The sequence below is a fragment of the Candidatus Endowatersipora endosymbiont of Watersipora subatra genome (assembly GCF_964026585.1).
In the GTDB taxonomy this organism is placed as follows: domain Bacteria; phylum Pseudomonadota; class Alphaproteobacteria; order Rhizobiales; family Rhizobiaceae; genus Pseudahrensia.
This window is the reverse complement of sequence record NZ_OZ032160.1, coordinates 860,027-876,470: the sequence shown is the minus strand read 5'-3', so window position 1 is coordinate 876,470 and position 16,444 is coordinate 860,027. Positions and strand designations below refer to the sequence as shown.

Genomic DNA, 16,444 nt, shown 5'->3' with positions numbered 1-16,444 from the left:
TCTTGATTAAAATGCTCATTCTTGTCCCAAAAGTTGGAACCATTTTCTTTCATCGATAATGTCAATGGCAAGCTTTTTTGCTTTCTTAAGCTTCGATCCAGCTCGGAAGCCAGCAACAACTAAATCAGTTTTGAGAGAAACCGATTCTGATACGGTTCCACCGACCTTCTCAGCCATCGCTTTCGCTTCATGGCGAGTCATCTTCTTGAAGGAACCTGTAAATACAAGAGTTTTTCCCAAAAGAGATGCAGTATCCTTGTTATCAAACGTTTCGACTGGATGAATATCAATCGCATGAACAAGACGCTCAATCAACTGGCTATTATACAGTTCATTGAAAAACTGAACTAAGGTGAAAGCGGCTATTTCTCCCAAACCGTCAATGCTTAATAATGTTTCCCACGCGTCCCCATGAAAGGTTGAAGCATCGCGGACTGTCTCCAAAAGAGCTTCTAGAGTCCGATATTGCTGCGCCAATAATTTCGCATTGCGATCCCCAATATAGCGAATACCAAGAGCAAATATGAATCGATGAAGATTGATTTTTTTTGCACTTCTGATTGAAGAGAAAAGGTTAGAGACGCTTAAATCTCCAAATCCTTCTCGGTTTTTTAAAGGCGTCAGAGAAACTTTATCTTTCTCCTCAAGAGTGAAAAGATCAGCTGAGTTTTCGATCAGTTGCCATTTAAATAACGCTTCAACCTGCCTATCGCCGAACCCATCGATATTAAATGCATTACGAGAAACGAAATGTTTGATTTTTCCAATGGCCTGTGCAGGACAAATGAGACCTCCAGTACAACGCCTTATAGAATTGAGTTTCCCTGTCTTAGCATTGATTTCACGCACAGCAGGACTCCCACAAGCTGGACAGGTATTAGGGAAATTGTAAACAAGAGAGTCTTGACTTCTTTTAGATAAATCAACGTCCATAATTTTCGGAATGACATCACCGGCCCTATAGATAGTAACACTATCACCAATCCGAAGATCACGTCCTCCCCGTATCCGCTCCCCGTCGGAATCAATGCCAGAAATATAATCCTCATTATGAAGCGTTGCATTAGAAACAACAACACCACCCACGGTAATCGGCATCAGACGAGCGATTGGGGATAGAGCTCCAGTACGACTGACTTGAATTTCAATATCAGTTAGCGTGGTGATTGCTCTTTCAGCTGAAAATTTATGAGCAATTGCCCAACGAGGACTACGAGAGGCGAATCCTAGCCTATTCTGAAGCCAGAGATCATCGACTTTGTAGACAATACCGTCAATATCATAGTCAATCTTCGCACGTTTCTTCGCAAGATATCTATAGTGTTCAATCAAATCTTCAGCTGTGTAACATAATTTCAAGAAAGGACTGATTTTAAACCCCCAATCAGAAAATAAGTGTACCATTTCATACTGACTCATCTTTGGTAGACTAGTGTGTACACCCCACGCATAAGCAAAAAACTTTAATGGACGTCTTGCGGTAATTGACCAGTCTAATTGTCGTAGTGATCCGGATGCTGTATTACGTGGATTCACATAACCAGGCTTTCCTTCTTCTCCCATGAGTTCATTAAGCTTTTTGAAATCTGCTTTTCCGATATACACCTCTCCTCGAACTTCAAAGATATCAGGCACATTATTTCCTTCTAAATGTTCAGGGATATCAGAAATGGTTCTCGCATTCATTGTTACATCTTCGCCAATGATTCCATCACCTCTCGTTGCTGCAGACACCAGATTCCCTTTCTCATATCGCAGAGCCAAAGATAAACCATCAATCTTGGGTTCCGCAACAATTACTAACTGCTTGGATTCTGAAAAACTGAGAAACCGCTTCATCCGTGCTAAAAAATTAAACACATTATCGTCATTAAAAGCGTTATCCAATGACAACATTGGTATTTCGTGAACGATTTTTTTAAATGTATCTTGAATCGTTACTCCAACCCTCTGGCTAGGGGAATGAGGGAGAACAAGATGAGGGAAGCGGGCTCCAATGGCTAAATCAAGCTGTCTTAATCTATCGTATTCAGCATCTGTTACCTGTGGGGCATTGTCTCTATAGTAAAGAACATCATGTTTCTTTATCTCTTTTGCAAGACGAGCTAGCTCAATGATAGCTGACTCTTCGGATAACTTAGAGACATCCCAACTGTGATTGACAGAAAACACTAAAATATTCCTGACTCTGACCTTAACTTAAAATTTAAAAGATAGATTTTTTGACTCACCATCTTAATAAGATTGTACTTTATATAGTTCCTCTTTTTAAGAAGTGCTCTAAAGATCTAGTTAAAAAAGGATAATGTGTTTTATGGCAATTTATTTGATTCTTTTAGAGAAATTATGATTCAGAAAAGAAAAGCTAAATCAATTATGATTCAAGGTACTGGATCGGATGTAGGTAAAACGGTCCTTGTTGCTGGTTTATGCCGACTAGCAACCCGAAAAGGACTGTCTGTGCTCCCTTTTAAACCTCAAAATATGTCTAATAACGCAGCTGTTGCTGACATTCCTTTAGATGATGGCGGTGGTGGAGAAGTCGCTCGTGCTCAGTGGTTACAGGCATTAGCATGTCATAGATTATCGCATGTGGATATGAACCCTGTCCTTCTCAAACCTCAATCGGATCTAGGGAGTCAGATTATTGTGCATGGTAAGTTATGGAAGACGGCTAATGGGAGAGATTATCAGAGTCTCAAGCCTCATCTTATGAATGCTGTGATGGAAAGCTATAGACGTTTGTGTGAACAGGCAGATCTAGTCATTGTTGAAGGTGCTGGATCTCCCGCTGAACTAAACCTAAGAGTAGGTGATATTGCCAACATGGGATTTGCAACTAAAGCAAATGTACCGGTTATTTTAGTCGGTGATATTGATAGAGGAGGAGTCATTGCATCTCTGGTTGGGACTCATACAATTTTGTCTAACATGGATCGAAAGATGGTGTGCGGATATCTAATCAATAAATTTCGTGGAGATCTCAGCGTTTTTGATAAGGGAATTGATCACATTTCAGAATTGACAGGATGGCCGTGTTTTGGAATTATTCCTTGGTTTTCTGGTGCCAACAACCTACCAGCTGAAGATTCTTTTGCTTTGGAACGAGCTTCAAGTAATCAAAATGGCACGGTGATAGTGATTGTGCCGGTACTTTCAAGAATCTCCAACTTTGATGATTTGGATCCTTTAAAACTAGAACCTCATCTCCGCTTGGTATTTGTGAGACCAGGTGATTTATGGCCTAAAGGGGCAAGGTTGGTCATTTTATTAGGTTCAAAATCAACGATTTCTGATCTTGAACAATTCAAGGCACTCGGTTGGGAGAGGAACCTGCATAATCACGTACGCCAAGGTGGCTATGTTTTGGGTCTTTGCGGGGGTTACCAGATGATGGGAAGAAGTGTAAAAGATCCTTATAGAATAGAGGGAGTTCAGAAGGAAGCAAAGGGGTTGGGACTTTTAGATGTTGACACAGTTCTAATACCTAACAAAGTTGTCTTGAACACTAAAGCTATTGATGTGACAACAAAAAAAAGTATCGAAGGATATGAAATCCACATGGGATCGACCAGAGGACCGGACAGAAAGCGACCGATGATTCTTATTGGGAATAAGACTGATGGTGCTATCTCACAAAATGGGCTATGTAGAGGATGTTATTTGCATGGGCTTTTTTCTTCTGATGATTGGCGTCGATCATACCTGTTAAGTCTTGGTATTGAAAGTAAAGGTCAAAGCTATCGTAACAGTTTAAATTCTACTCTTGATGAGCTAGCTGATTTTCTAGAGTTGTGGATTGATGCAAAGATCTGGGAGATGAACGAAATTCTTCCCGTTTGATTAATTTGATATCCGTCAATGAGTTTATTTATTGATGCCCATTAAATATGCGAAGGTATACGAGTGATTTTTCGGTTTACTGTTTAAAGCAGCATAGATATGATCTTCCTTTTAACTCTCAGCGAGTTGTTAGTGAATGAAACAATCATTTTATTATTCAAAATCTTACCCTATTGCCAGTGTCTGATCAGATTCCATTTCCTTTCTTACCGGGTATTATTCTCGTCTTGGGAGGGACTCGATCTGGAAAGAGCTCTTTCGCTCAAAATCTAGCTAAAATCAGTGGTCGCCAGAAAGTTTATCTTGCTACTGGTTATTCTCTTGATGATGAGATGGCGAATCGAATTGCTCTGCATCAGGTTCATCGCGGTCCAGATTGGCAATTAGTTGAGGAAAGGCTTGATCTTCCAACTATCATCTCCCAAATGGCTAATAAAGAGCACTGTATTGTAGTGGATTGTCTTACATTTTGGCTCACTAATCTAGTGATGGCAGGAAAAAATGTAATCGAGAGTTGTCAGCTTTTGTTAGATTATTTGTTGGTGCTTTCGGCCGAATTTTCGGTTATTTTGGTTAGCAATGAAGTTGGACAAGGGATCGTGCCAGAGACAAAAATGGCCCGAGATTTTAGGGATCATGCAGGACAACTGAATCAAGATATTGCCGCTATCGCAAACCATGTTTGGTTTTTAACTGCTGGCCTACCACAAAAATTGAAATAAATGATTTCTAAAAGGAGTCGATCTTAATGGATGCTCAAAAAATTCCTGCAACTGTGATTACAGGGTTCCTAGGGGCAGGAAAAACAACGCTAATCCGTAGAATATTGGCGACTGCCAACGGAAAACGCCTTGCTCTTATCATCAACGAATTTGGTGATCTGGGGATTGATGGTGAGATTTTGGCTGATTGTGGTGATAAGACGTGTCAGAAAGATGAGATTGTTGAGTTAACCAATGGATGCATCTGCTGTACCGTTGCAGAAGACTTTGTCCCCACAATAACAAAGCTAATGGAAAGAGATCCACTGCCTGATCATATTGTTATTGAAACATCTGGCCTTTCTTTGCCTCAGCCCTTAGTGAATGCTTTCAATTGGCCACAGATTAGGGAGCAGTTGATACTGGATGGTGTTGTGACAGTGGTCGATTCTGAAGCTATAGCTGAAGGAAGTTTTTCCAATAATCGTCAGAAAAAAACTGAAATTATAGATCATAGTAGCTCCCTTGAAGAGTTGTTTAAAGACCAGATCATAAGCGCTGACCTCATTATTCTTAACAAAATGGACCTTATTGGTCGTGAACATGTAGTTGCTGTCGAAACTGCGGTTCGTGATGCAACCCTCTCCCCTGTAAAATTTATCCATGCGGGAAAGGATAGTGTTCCGGGAGCTGATGTTTTGCTTGGTTTGGACATAGTAACTAATATCGTTCATCACCAAGATGTTCATGAACATGATCACGATCATTTTAAAAATCTGGTTATTTCCGGTGGAACAGTTCTCGATATTGAGATCTTGAAGACAGGGTTAGCATTCATTATTGCTCGTCATGATATTTTACGGGTAAAGGGGTTTGTAGCAGTTGTCGGAAAACCGATGCGATTGGTTGTTCAGGCTGTTGGTCAGCGTATTGATACCTATTTTGACCGAAACTGGGGTCTTATGGAACGGCAAGAATCCTCCTTGGTTATAATTGGCTATAGTGACATGGATGTAGAAAAGATCACAGAAGGAATTAAGGGGGTTTTAGGTGAGATTTAATGCATCTTCTTTTCTCTCAAAAAGATTGCCTATCAGATACCGATGGCGCCATTGATCTTAAACAAGAACCTGCAGATGTTGTTTTCATATCTTCTGCCGATAGCGATCTAGCTTGCATAACAGCGGCTCATGATGTGCTAGATGATAGTGATCATCTCAGTTTACGGGTGGCGAATATGATGGTCCTTTCTCACCCTCTTTCTATTGATATTTATTGTGAGCAAACGATTGTACAATCGTCTTGTGTGATTATTCGTTGTTTAGGTGGGGAAAGCTATTGGCAGTATGGGCTTGAGAAAATACAATCAGCCTGCTGTTCTAATAATATTAAATTGATTGTTTTGCCAGGCGATGATAAACCTGATTTATCGCTTGAACCTTATGGGACAGTCAACGTTGAAATTCGTAGAGCACTTTGGTCTTACTGGATTCATGGTGGTATCATTAACGCTCGTCTGGCACTTCTTTATGTCAAAGCATTAATCTGTGATGAGACATTGCCGCTTCCTATCGTGCAGCCGTTGCTGAAAGCAGGATTATGGTTGGCAGATATCAATGCACCGTTACTTTCTGATATTCAAAAAGATTGGAGTTCCGGTAGTCCAGTAGTTGCTATTATATTTTATCGGGCACTAGTTCAAGCTGGAAATACAGAACCAATTGATGCTTTATGCTCTGCTCTCACAAAGAAAAAGATGAACCCACTTCCTGTTTTTGTTTCATCACTTAAAGATGAAGTATCGCAGGCGACGGTTAGATTTTTTTTTGAAAAAGTATCTCCTTCTGTTGTGATCAACCTAACTGGGTTTTGTGTCTCTCAATCTGTTGGCTCTCACCAAAAAACTGTTTTAGAAGAAGGGGGGGCAATTATTTTACAGGCTGTTTTGTCTGGTAGTAGCCAGAACGTTTGGGAAGGTTCAAATCAAGGCCTATCTCCCCGTGACCTTGCTATGAATGTAGCAATGCCAGAGTTAGATGGGCGCGTGTTGTCACGTGCTATAGCCTTTAAAAATTCAGACCATTACGCTTTATCCGTCCAAGCGAATATTGTTCGCCATGTACCTCTTCAAAATCGGGTGGATTTTGTGGCTGATCTCGCTAAAAATTGGTGTTTGTTAGCTCAAAGCACCCCTCATGAGCGTCGATTTTCTCTGATATTAGCTAATTATCCCAACAAAGATGGCCGACTGGCGAACGGGGTAGGACTTGATACTCCTGCAGGAACAGTAGAACTTGTAAAAGTATTGCGGCGACAGGGATATCAAATAGGAACTTTTCCTGATACTGGTCAGGAACTTGTTGAATATCTTCAAGCCGGTCCTACCAATGCTGAAGTGAGAGGGAGGGAAATTCGTGAGTGTCTTTCTATTCTTGATTACAAGAAATTCTTTGCGCAACTTTCCCCTAAAATTCAAGATGAAGTAAAACAGCAATGGGGAGAACCTGAGTCTGATCCTGCCTATCTGGATGATCAAGAATCTATTGCTCTGACTCTTGCTCGTTTTGATAACCTTGTAGTGGGTCTTCAGCCTACACGGGGCTATAATATAGACCCCGTTTCGACATACCATTCACCAGATCTCGTCCCACCTCACAGTTATTTTGCTTTTTATTTTTATCTACGCTACAGCTTTGGCAATCATGCTGTTGTTCATATGGGGAAACACGGAACTATGGAGTGGTTGCCTGGGAAGGCATTGGCTTTAGATAATCAATGCTATCCAGAGGCAGTATTGGGGGCAACTCCTCATCTTTATCCGTTCATTGTTAATGATCCAGGAGAAGGAACACAAGCTAAAAGACGTTCTTCAGCGGTGATTATTGATCATTTGACACCACCTCTGACACGTGCAGAAAGCTATGGTCCACTGAAAGAGTTAGAAGCTCTGGTTGATGAATATTATGAATCAAAGCATCTTGATCCTCGTCGTCTCATGTATTTACGTACCGAAATTCTTAATTTGATGAGTAATACCGGATTAGATTATGATTCAGGCGTATCTAAAACTGATGATGAAATCCAGGCACTCGAGAAACTGGATGCTTACCTTTGCGAACTTAAAGAAATGCAGATCCGTGATGGATTACATATCTTTGGCAAGGCACCAGAAGGGCGTTTATTAACTGACTTGACAGTTGCTCTGGCAAGATTACCAAGAGATAATGGAGAAAGAGGTAACAATAGCCTTCATCGTGCTTTGGCTTTAGATTGTCGATTGAATTTTGATCCCCTCGATTGTCAAATGGAAAAAGCTTGGGATGGACCTCGACCTCAAATACTTCAGGATATCTGTGAGGATTTATGGAGGAGTTACGGTGATACCGTTGAAAGGCTTGAATTATTGGCAGCTCTTTTAGTGGATGGCAAGATTAGTCCTTCTTCTACTTGGTATCACACTTGTGATGTTTTAGATGAAATCCGTAGAAAGATCAAGCCTTCGATAGAGGCCTGTGGTGTATCTGAGATAACTCAGTTTTCACGTGCTTTATCTGGTCACTTTGTTCCTCCAGGTCCCTCTGGAGCCCCGACTCGAGGAAAAATAGATGTTTTACCTACCGGACGTAATTTTTATTCTGTTGATAGTCGTTCCATACCGACACCTGCTGCTTGGCACCTTGGTCAAAAATCGGCAGATCTTTTGATTCGGCGTTATTGTCAAGATTATGGTGAATGGCCAAAGTCTATCGGGTTATCTGCATGGGGCACTTCCAATATGCGAACGGGCGGTGATGATATTGCACAGGCATTAGCATTGATTGGTGCACGTCCCTTATGGGATCATGCCTCTCGTCGTGTGACTGGCTTTGAAGTTATCACGTTAGCGGAATTAGGACGTTCTCGGGTTGATGTAACCTTGCGGATTTCTGGTTTTTTCCGAGATGCTTTTCCTACTCAGATCGAACTTTTTGATAGGGCTGTTCGGGCCATTGCGGAGCTAGAAGAAGAAGTTTCTGATAACCCGATTGCCGCAGCAGTAAAAAATGAGGCACAGAAACTTGAGTATAATGGTTGTGATCCTGAACAGGCAATCTTACAAGCCGGATACAGGGTTTATGGATCAAAGCCAGGTGCTTATGGTGTTGGATTGCAGGCTTTAATCGATCACAAGTGTTGGGAGAATCGTAGTGATCTTGCCAAGGCTTATCTTGCTTGGGGAGGTTATGCTTATGGACTCAGGTCTGATGGGAAATTGCATCGTGAGCAATTCGGTATCCGATTAACTTCTATTCAGGCTGTTATACAGAACCAGGATAACCGCGAGCATGATCTTCTTGATTCTGACGATTATTATCAATTTGAGGGAGGAATGACGGCTGCTGTCGAGCATATTTCAGGTTATAGACCAATTGTCTATCACAATGACCATTCCTATCCACAAAGGCCTAAAATTCGAACATTGGAAGAAGAAATAAGCCGGGTGGTACGGGCGCGAGTCGTTAATCCCAAATGGATCAATGGAGTTATGCGCCATGGTTACAAAGGTGCATTTGAAATCGCTGCTACTTTTGATTATATGTTCGCGTTTTCTGCAACCACCGGTGCAGTTCGCGATTATCATTTTGATGCTGTGTATCAGGCATTTATTGCTGATGAGACAGTAAGAGAATTTTTGGCAGATAAGAATCCCCATGCCCTTCAGGAGATCGCCGAACGATTTCTTGAAGCCATGGATCGCAGATTATGGACAGCGAGATCTAATTCTGCCAGACATGATCTTGAGAAACTGACCTTGAACCATAATAAATCTTCTCAACAGTCAGGAGTGGAATGTGAATGAGAACATGTCAAAGAAGTCTAAATCTCTTGCTTCGATGAACGAAGTGGAATTCAATCAGCGTCATACGAAAAAGATGAAACGGAAAAAGGCTATTCACGATCAAATTATTGCAACTAAGACTCGTAAAAAGGGACTTGTGATTGTTCATACTGGTAAAGGTAAAGGAAAATCGACAGCAGCATTTGGCATGGTTTTTCGAGCGCTTGGAAATGGTATGAAGGTAGGTATTGTTCAATTCATTAAAGGTAAATGGAATAGTGGTGAGCGACTGATTCTTGAAAATTGGGGAGGGCAAGTTACCATGGCAGCCATGGGAGAAGGCTTTACCTGGGAAACTCAGGACAGAATTCGTGATATTACATCTGCTTGTCAAAGCTGGGAACAGGCTAAGGCAATGATTATGGATGAAGATATTGATCTGGTTTTGTGCGATGAATTGAACATTGTATTGCGCTATGATTATGTTCAGGTTGATGAGGTTATTGAATTTCTTAAATCCAAGCCTGAGATGAAACATGTTATTATCACAGGACGGAACGCTAAGGATCAACTCATTGAATTTGCGGATCTTGTAACAGAGATGACGATGGTGAAACATCCGTTCAGGGATGGTGTAAAGGCGCAGATAGGAATCGAGTTTTGAGGACTCAATATTCAATATAAGCCTTTGACGGTTTTATTTCTTGATGATTTTTAGGATAGAGTGCAGTGACTGTGATGAAATCATTCAAAGAGATTTGGAAAGATTGAGGGTTAAAAGATATGAGTAAAACGCAATCAGATACCAAAAAAACGGGCGTCATTATTTGTGGTCATGGGAGCCGGAATCAAAATGCAATGAAGGAATTCACTAGGATTATAAAGATTTTAAAAGGTCGTTTTGATCATATGCCGGTTGAATATGGTTATCTTGAATTTGCTCATCCGCTTATTCATCAGGGGCTTGATCAATTACGAGAACAAGGCTGTATCAACATTGTTGCTGTCCCAGGGATGTTGTTTGCAGCTGGTCACACTAAAAATGATATTCCAAGCGTTCTTAATACCTATCAAATAAACCATCCTGATGTGACCATTAAGTATGGGCGTGAATTGGGTCTTGATCTAAAAATGATCCGTGCCGCAGGAGAACGAATTGAAGAGACTTTAGTGTCTTCTAATAATCGGATTAACCGCTACGAAACTCTGCTGATGGTGGTTGGTCGTGGCACATCGGACCCTGATGCAAATTCTAACGTATCAAAAATGATGCGTATGTTGTGGGAAGGAATGGGATTTGGCTGGGGTGAAGTTTGTTATTCTGGTGTTACCTTTCCTCTAGTAGAGCCAGCTCTTGAAAAGGCAGTAAAGCTTGGATACAAGCGCATTATTATTTTTCCTTACTTTCTTTTTACTGGTGTCTTGGTAAAGCGCATTTTTTCTTACACTGATATGGTCGCTGAGATTAATCCTCATATTGAATTCTTAAAAGCAAACTATCTCAGTGATCATCCGCTTATTATAGATACATTTGTGGACCGTGTAAATGAAGTTGAATATGGCTACAATGTGATGAATTGCCAAATGTGTAAATATCGTGAGCCTGTTCTTGGTTTTGAAGATGACGTAGGGTTGGTTCAGAAAAGTTACCATTGCCATGTTGAAGGCATGGGGAGAAGTCTACATAATTGTCCTTGCAAAGGTGACTGTGATGCTTCCTGTCATGAAAAAAAATTTTGTCAACAGAATGATTTGCCCTGGACACCATCGCATAAGCATAATCATATATATCGCTATGCGGATCATCCGTTAGGACCGCATTCTATGAAAAACGATGCCTAATTTAGAATATCAAATCGCTCGATATGATTATATTCGAGACCCTGATGAGATTTATCGAAGATCGGTTGAAATTGTTTGTGGTGAGGCAAAGTTGTCAGCGTTTCCAAAATTAATGCAGGCCCTTGCGATTCGTTTGATCCATTCTTGTGGAATGATTGATATTGTTGATGATCTGGACTATTCACCCAATGCAGCAGAGCAAGGTATTGAAGCTCTAAGAGATGGAGCTTCAATATTTTGCGATGTGGAGATGGTTCGTGCGGGTATTATTGAAAGTTCTTTACCAGCTGCAAATCAGGTGATCTGTACCCTTAATGATCCCCAAGTTTCTAATTGCGTTGATATCATTGGTAAGACGCGCTCAGCATCAGCTGTTGATTTATGGAGAGAAAAATTGTCTCGTTCTTTAGTTGTTGTAGGGAACGCACCCACGGCACTCTTTCGGTTGCTCGAGCTCATAGAAAAGGGTGCGTCAATGCCAGCTCTTATTATAGGTGTTCCTGTAGGATTTGTTGGTGCTGTCCAGTCAAAACAGCTTCTTAGTCGTTTTTCTTCAGATCTTCCTTTTATAACGGTTCATGGTCGTCGTGGCGGATCGGCAATGGCCTCGGCTTTGGTGAATGCGCTCGCACTCTCGCAAGAAAGGGAGATTATAAATGACGTCTCCTTGGCTTAATATTATTGGTATTGGTGAGGATGGTCTCGCGGGGTTGTCGTATGAGGCGATCAGAAAGATGAAAGAAGCTGATATTATTGTTGGTGGGAAGCGTCATCATTTTTTGACAAAAGCCTTTGTTAAGGCGCAACGGATATGTTGGTCATTACCATTGGAAGCTATGATTAGAGAAATTTTGTTACATCGAGGAAAATCTCTGGTTATTTTGGTCACTGGTGATCCTCTTTGGTATTCAATTGGTGTTCAAATTGCTCAAGCGATTACGTCAGAGGAAATAAGATTTTATCCGCAACTTTCTGCTTTTCAGTTGGCTGCTTGCCGATTGGGTTGGAGTCTTTCTGATTGTGATACCTTGACTATTCACGGTCGCTCGGACAGACAAATTGTTCCCTATCTTGCCCCCCGTGCCCGGTTGCTTATTTTAACAGAAAACGGTCAAAGCCCTTCTCGAATCTGTGATATTTTAACTCATTATGGATTTGGAGGTTCGAAAATAACCGTTCTAGCAGCTTTAGGAGGAGAGAAGGAAGAACGATTTGAAGGAGTAGCTGAGACGTGGAATAGAAATGTTCCTGATCTTAACACAATGGCTGTTGAATGTCATGTCAGCGATAGAAGCATCTGGTATCCGAGAATTGTTGGGTTACCCGATGATGCTTTTGTACATGATGGGCAATTAACTAAGCAACTGGTGAGGACGGCAACATTGACAGCGTTGGCACCTCATCCTAACGCTATTTTGTGGGATATCGGTGCCGGTTGTGGTTCAGTAGGAATTGAATGGATTCGTGCGTCAAGCAATGCACACGTCTATGCGATTGAATATAAAGAGAAGCGATTGCAAATGATATCAGAAAATTGCGTTGCTTTGGGCACAGAAAAGATTTGCATTGTTTCAGGAAAAGCGCCATCCGTATTGACTGATCTGCCTACTCCTGATTCTGTTTTTATTGGGGGAGGATTAACCAGTGAAGGTGTGTTTGAGAAGGCTTGGAGTTCTTTGCGACCTGGTGGGCGTCTCGTTGCGAATACGGTTACTTTAGACAGTGAAAAAAAATTGATAGCACTATATCATGATTTTGGTGGAGAGTTGCGTCGGATTAATATTCAAAAGGCCGAACCTATTGGTTCTTCCAGTAGTTGGCGTTCTTCGATGCCCATGACCCAATGGATTGTGATGAAGTCTTGGAGAAAGATGTGAGTACAGGAAGACTCTATGGCTTAGGTGTAGGTCCAGGAGATCCAGAATTGCTCACTCTGAAAGCTCACCGTCTTTTAACTTCTTCAGATGTAGTTGTTTATCCGTCTCCGGATAGTGTCAGCGGGGAGAGTTTTGCTCGTTCGATTGTTTCGCGCTATCTATTGTCTACGCAAGTAGAAATTCCTTTTGTTATACCCGTGCGCGTTGACTCCTTCTTAGCAAGAAGTATTTACGATCAGATTTCTTTAAAAATCTCTTCGTATTTAGATTTAGGTCATGATGTGGCCATTATATGCGAAGGAGATCCCTTTTTTTATGGTTCTTTTATTTATTTATATCATCGTTTAGCGATTCGTTATTCGTGCCAGGTTGTGCCTGGTATTTCATCAATTATGGCCTCAAGCGCTTATTTTGGTAGGCCTTTAGCCGCTCGTAATGATATCTTGATTATCATTCCCGCTCCTGTTGATGATGTAGTATTGGAGCAGGCGCTGGACCACGCTGATGCTATTGCGATCATTAAGATCGGACGGCATTTTGAACGGATGTATGAGAAGATTGTTACAGCAGGACTCCTTGAAAAGGCAGTATATCTTGAAAGAATATCTCTTGATAAGCAAACAATTTTGCCTCTTTCCTTGATGTTAGGTAAACAGGCTTCTTATTTTTCTATGATTTTGATTTACAAAGGAGAGGAAGCGTGGATCAAATAGTTTCCTTTTCTTGAATTAGTTAGGGAGCAGGTTTGATGAAAAATCGTCCAGCAATCATTCTCCTATCAGAATCTGGTATGGGAGTTGCTTCTGAGGTTAGTGCGCTAACTCAGGGTGAGATTCATGGATTTACGAAGCGTGTTAGTCAAGTAGATGTTAGTTTTGATAATGCGAGCGATCATGTTGCACGATTGTTTCTTGATGGGCGGACACTAATTGGTGTTATGGCCTCGGGTGCTATGATCCGACTGATTGCACCGCATTTGAGTGATAAGTACAAAGATCCTTGCGTGTTGAGTATTTCTGATGATGGATCGAGTGTTGTGCCTCTTTTGGGTGGACACCATGGTGGCAATCAGATGGCTCGTGTGATTGCTAACCACCTAGGTGGCTTTGCAGCTGTTACCACTGTTGGGGATGTTCGTTATGGTGTCGCTCTTGATGAGCCTCCTCGTGGATGGAGACTGAGTAATCCAATGGATACAAAGTTAGTTATGGCAGCTTTACTAATAGGAGAATCAGTGGTTCTGGATGGCGATGCAGCAGAAAAGGCGGATTGGCTCCACAATAGTGATCTGAAATTTTTCAGTAACAATAAAAATGAGACAGCCGCTATTCGTTTGACAGCTACCGTTTATCGAACTTCAGCGCTTGATAAACAATTAGTGTTTCATCCTCGTTCTCTTGCTATTGGTATTGGATGCCAGCGAGGTGCTGATTCTAAAGAATTGATTCAGCTGATTGAGAAAATTTTAATACGTGAAAATCTTGCTTCTGAATCGATTTCTTGTTTTTGTACTATTGATTTAAAAGCTGATGAAGCGGCTATAAATACGGCAGCCAAGTATTTTGATGTTCCGCTCCGCCTTTTTGATGCGAAAGTACTCGAACAGCAGAAAAAGCGACTCAAAAATCCTTCTGGTCTTGTTTTTTCAAAAGTAGGATGCCATGGGGTATGCGAGAGTTCTGCTCTTGCAGCAGTTGGCAATGATGGTGTTTTGCTGGTAGAAAAGGTCAAATCACAATCTGTGACAATTGCTGTGGCCCTATCTCATTCTGTCCTTTATGAAGAAAAAGTAGGGCGACCCCGTGGTCACTTATTTGTTGTTGGCATTGGACCAGGTATAGATGTATGGCGTTCTCCAGAAGTTTCAGGCTTAATTTCAGTCTCAAGTGATCTGGTTGGATATTCTCTTTATCTTGATCTTCTAGGTCCACTTACCGAAGGTAAGAATCGTCATGATTTTGATCTAGGTCAAGAGGAGTCACGTGTGCGACATGCTATGGAGCTTGCTGGTGAAGGGAAGAAGGTGTCCCTTGTTTGTTCAGGTGACGCAGGAATTTATGCGATGGCAACACTTGTTTTTGAGATTTACGAAAGTAAGGTTTTAAGTGATTCTGCAACGCGCATAAATATTCAGGTTTCTCCTGGAATATCAGCTTTACAGGCTGCAGCAGCAAAAGCTGGAGCACCTCTTGGTCATGACTTTTGTACGATTTCATTATCGGATTTACTCACTCCTTGGGAAGTGATAAAGGGTCGAATCAAGGCTGCAGCCCAGTGTGATTTTGTCATTGCTTTTTATAATCCAGTATCAAAGAACCGTCGGACTCAATTGTCTCATGCAAAGGATATTTTATTAGAACATAGGCCTTATGTTACCCCGGTAATTTTGGCTACGAATCTTGGACGTCAAGGGGAAACTGTTCAAGTGATATCGCTTGGTGATTTGGATAGTCATCAAGTCGATATGCTCACTATTGTGATTGTAGGTTCATCGAAAAGTCGCTCTTTTGTGAACGGTGAAGGGAAAAAATGGGTTTATACACCTCGCGGTTATCCTACCCCTCAAAGCCCTTTGCTAGCGAAATGAACATGAAAGTTTATTTTATAGGTGCAGGGCCAGGAGCTCCTGATCTCATTACTGTGCGGGGTCTCAAGTTTGTCAAAACATGTCCTGTATGTCTTTATGCTGGGTCTTTGGTTCCTAAGGAATTAGTGGCTCTTGCACCTTCCGATGCTCTGATCATGGATACTGCACCAATGCATCTGGAGAGCATCATTGAAGTGATTCAGTCGGCTCATCGATGCAATCAAAATGTAGCACGTCTTCATTCCGGTGATCCGTCTATTTATGGTGCTATTGCTGAACAAATGCGATGGCTTGATAGGATCGGTGTTAGTTATGAAGTCGTACCAGGAGTTCCTACTTTTGCTGCAGTCGCAGCAAAACTGAAAACGGAACTTACTTTACCTGAAATTGCTCAAACCGTTATTATTACTCGTACTAGAATGAAAGCATCAGTCATGCCGGATCATGAACAACTAGAGATATTAGGTCGTTCGAGGTCAACACTGGCGATACACTTGTCTATTCGGAATCTACCTTATATACGTAAAGCCTTGGAACCCTATTATAAATCTGACTGCCCAGTTGTCATAGCTTATCGAGCTACTTGGCCAGATGAACTTTATATACGGACAACTTTGTCCAAGATGAATCAAGATGTACGTAAAGTCAAGATTACACGCACTGCACTTGTTCTTATCGGATCTGTATTAGGTGATGTCAAGTTTCGTGATAGCGACCTCTATAATCCTAACTACAAACATGTTTTGCGTAATTATGCAAAAAAAGACTGAACTCA

12 protein-coding genes are annotated in these 16,444 nt (G+C 41.4%); 11 read left to right on the top strand and 1 reads right to left on the bottom strand.

The genetic code is table 11. The features are described 5' to 3' along the window. Window positions 1–15: 15 nt before the first annotated feature. Entirely contained in the window at window positions 16–2,172 is a 2,157-nt protein-coding gene (ligA, locus tag AAGD37_RS03980) for an NAD-dependent DNA ligase LigA (protein ID WP_341760240.1), read from the bottom strand. A gap of 174 nt (window positions 2,173–2,346) precedes the next feature. Between ligA and AAGD37_RS03975 the strand changes: the two genes are divergently transcribed. The 11 genes from AAGD37_RS03975 (at window position 2,347) to cobM (ending at window position 16,439) form a co-directional block, all read left to right on the top strand. Further along, a complete protein-coding gene (locus tag AAGD37_RS03975) occupies window positions 2,347–3,843 on the top strand; it encodes a cobyric acid synthase (RefSeq protein WP_341760239.1) in 1,497 nt (498 codons plus the stop codon). A 179-nt stretch (window positions 3,844–4,022) separates the two neighbouring features. Beyond that, the gene (gene cobU / locus AAGD37_RS03970) at window positions 4,023–4,565 is read left to right on the top strand and encodes a bifunctional adenosylcobinamide kinase/adenosylcobinamide-phosphate guanylyltransferase (RefSeq protein WP_341760238.1); all 543 of its coding nucleotides are present in this window, start codon (window positions 4,023–4,025) and stop codon (window positions 4,563–4,565) included. Window positions 4,566–4,591: 26 nt separating this feature from the next. Continuing rightward, entirely contained in the window at window positions 4,592–5,605 is a 1,014-nt protein-coding gene (cobW, locus tag AAGD37_RS03965; protein WP_341760237.1) for a cobalamin biosynthesis protein CobW, read from the top strand. Beyond that, the gene (gene cobN, locus AAGD37_RS03960) at window positions 5,605–9,384 is read left to right on the top strand and encodes a cobaltochelatase subunit CobN (protein WP_341760236.1); all 3,780 of its coding nucleotides are present in this window, start codon (window positions 5,605–5,607) and stop codon (window positions 9,382–9,384) included. The genes cobW and cobN overlap by 1 nt, the downstream gene beginning before the upstream one ends. A gap of 4 nt (window positions 9,385–9,388) precedes the next feature. After that, window positions 9,389–10,027 (top strand): cob(I)yrinic acid a,c-diamide adenosyltransferase, encoded by a 639-nt coding sequence (gene cobO, locus AAGD37_RS03955; protein ID WP_341760235.1) that lies wholly within the window; start codon window positions 9,389–9,391, stop codon window positions 10,025–10,027. Window positions 10,028–10,146: 119 nt separating this feature from the next. After that, a complete protein-coding gene (locus AAGD37_RS03950; RefSeq protein WP_341760234.1) occupies window positions 10,147–11,205 on the top strand; it encodes a sirohydrochlorin chelatase in 1,059 nt (352 codons plus the stop codon). Further along, window positions 11,198–11,881: a precorrin-8X methylmutase gene (locus tag AAGD37_RS03945; protein ID WP_341760233.1), complete on the top strand. Its 684-nt coding sequence runs from the start codon at window positions 11,198–11,200 to the stop codon at window positions 11,879–11,881. Before AAGD37_RS03950 ends, AAGD37_RS03945 begins: the two co-directional genes overlap by 8 nt. Beyond that, on the top strand, window positions 11,862–13,082 hold the full coding sequence (gene cbiE, locus AAGD37_RS03940; protein ID WP_341760232.1) for a precorrin-6y C5,15-methyltransferase (decarboxylating) subunit CbiE: 1,221 nt from the start codon (window positions 11,862–11,864) through the stop codon (window positions 13,080–13,082). Before AAGD37_RS03945 ends, cbiE begins: the two co-directional genes overlap by 20 nt. Continuing rightward, complete coding sequence (cobI, locus tag AAGD37_RS03935) at window positions 13,079–13,795, top strand: precorrin-2 C(20)-methyltransferase (protein ID WP_341760231.1); 717 nt, start codon at window positions 13,079–13,081, stop codon at window positions 13,793–13,795. Before cbiE ends, cobI begins: the two co-directional genes overlap by 4 nt. 35 nt (window positions 13,796–13,830) lie before the next feature. Next, entirely contained in the window at window positions 13,831–15,669 is a 1,839-nt protein-coding gene (gene cobJ / locus AAGD37_RS03930; protein ID WP_341760230.1) for a precorrin-3B C(17)-methyltransferase, read from the top strand. Between the two features lie 2 nt (window positions 15,670–15,671). After that, a complete protein-coding gene (cobM, locus tag AAGD37_RS03925; RefSeq protein ID WP_341760229.1) occupies window positions 15,672–16,439 on the top strand; it encodes a precorrin-4 C(11)-methyltransferase in 768 nt (255 codons plus the stop codon). Window positions 16,440–16,444 lie beyond the last annotated feature (5 nt).